Annotated in this window: 2 protein-coding genes; one reads left to right on the top strand and one right to left on the bottom strand. The window is 37.5% G+C overall.

The window, feature by feature from the left end:
* On the bottom strand, positions 1-1,161 hold a 1,161-nt coding region (locus AC52RT_RS06850; protein ID WP_495540051.1), incomplete at its 3' end, for a helix-turn-helix domain-containing protein.
* Between the two features lie 134 nt (positions 1,162-1,295).
* On the opposite strand from AC52RT_RS06850, the gene AC52RT_RS06845 reads away from it, so the two are divergent.
* On the top strand, positions 1,296-2,176 hold an 881-nt coding region (locus AC52RT_RS06845), incomplete at its 3' end, for a S8 family serine peptidase (protein ID WP_495540050.1).

Here is a 2,176-nt window from a genome sequence, read left to right as displayed (position 1 = left end):
TAATAAATAAGAAAAGTGTTGGTGCATTTCTTTAAAATCTTCTTTATCCGCTGTAAACGGGAGCAGCTTCCCCTCCAAATAATTCATCGCCTTCTTTTTTTCTCCTCCCAGCAAATGCAAATAAAACGTAGCAAATAAATTAAAGCTTAATTTCTTCTTATTTTTTGCTTCTTCCTTTAGAACAGAAAAGGTTTTTATACTCCTCTCCCATTGATCCAATCGAAATTGTGTGATGCCTAGGTTATATAAACAAAGTAGATAATGATCACTGCTCCTGGACATTAACAAGGCACTTTTTTCAAAGTAAATTAATGCATTTTCATATTCCCCCTTTGTTTGATATAAATCCCCTAAGTTGTGATAGATATCAGGTAATAAATGCTGTTGCTGCAACAGTTCCATATTCCGCAGAAGATGTTCATAAATTTCGATTGCTTCATGAAACATTTTTTCCCGAGAGTAATTGAGGGCCAAAGACATTAAGGTATAAAGAATCCTTTTAAAATTAAATTCTTCCTTATAGAATTCAAGAGCTTTTCTGCCATAAATAATTGCTTGGCCCGGTTCCTCCAATCGCCCTTTTATTAAGGCAAAATGGTAATAAAACTCTCCTTTTAGTGCGCCAAGCTCTGGATGTATCCGAAGCACTTGAAGAAGTTCTTTACCCGCCTCCTCATATTTCCCTTTTGTTATCAGAACTAACGCATAATAATATAAATATAAATACATTTCACGTTGGGAAAAATTTAGTCGGTGGGCATTTAGCCATCGTAATTGATTTTCTGCTGATTTATAGTCCTTCACAAATATGTAAAAACGTAATTTATAAAGTTCATATAAATAAATGGATTCCGTAAAACCAATTATTTCTTCGTATTTTTGTAACCTCTCCATTGTCTCTTTCGCTTTTTCATTCTCCATATAATTTATATGTTTCTGTAGATCATTCAATAGCCTGACAATATTTTGCTCGCTTTTTTCTACATCGTGCACACTGATATTCAATCTTTCCAGCAAAAGACGTATTGTCTCGCTGTTTCCTTCTTTATTGTTATTTTCGATTTTACTTAAATGGGGAATCGAACAAATGCCCATTGCTACCTCATTCTGTGTCATTCCCAGTTTTGTACGATAGTACTTAATTAATGAGCCTATTTTCATTTTAATAACCACCCCATCATATTACTATTTTTTACAATAATTATAATTAAAAGTTTCCCAATAATCAAAAAATTAACAATGTGATAGATTTAAATTGTAGTACTACAAATGAATAGGAAAAGGGGTCAGGGCAAATGAAAAAAGTGAAAAATGCATTGCTAAGTCTTGTAATCGCAGGAGCAGTAATCACTCCCGTACAAGCAACAACCATGGCTAGCGGAGATAGCACTGCGAACAGTGCTGGCCAGGAGAAGTTCCGCGTTTATGTGGAAGCGAACAACAAATCAGCAAAATCATCATTAAAGAGTCAATATTCTGCTCGTTGGGAATTGACGGAGAACGGATTTTCAACAGAAATGAATGAAAAACAATTCGAGGCGTTACAGAAGAACAAAAATTTGACCGTCACAAAGGTTCCAATCGTTACTTTGGATTCGATAGGTTTGGAAAACGATCGTATGGTAGAAAATAAAACTCCGGAATTCTCAATTACTGCAAGAGCCTCTCAACAAACACCTTGGGGAATTAAAGCAATTTATAACGATAATGATATAACATCTACAATGGGAGGAAGTAATATCAATATTGCCGTACTCGATACGGGGGTAAACACTTCCCACCCCGACCTTGTCAACAACGTAGAACAATGCAAGGATTTTACAGGTTCTTCATCAATCATTAACAATAGCTGTACAGACAGGAACGGACATGGTACGCATGTTGCCGGTTCGGCGTTGGCTGATGGCGGAAGCGATGAATCAGGCGTTTACGGCGTTGCTCCGGATGCGGATCTTTGGGCTTACAAAGTGTTGACGGATAGCGGCTCTGGATACTCGGATGATATTGCTGCAGCTATCCGACATGCAGCAGATCAAGCATCCGCTACTGGGACGAAAACAATCATCAACATGTCCCTGGGCTCTTCAGCCAATAACAGCCTCATCTCAAGTGCGGTCAATTATGCATACAGCAAAGGTGTTCTCATAATTGCCGCGGCTGGCAATTCAGGCTATGC

Source organism: Peribacillus sp. (assembly GCF_059453735.1).
Note: the sequence above shows the minus strand (reverse complement) of the source record. Positions and strands in the feature narration are given on the sequence as shown.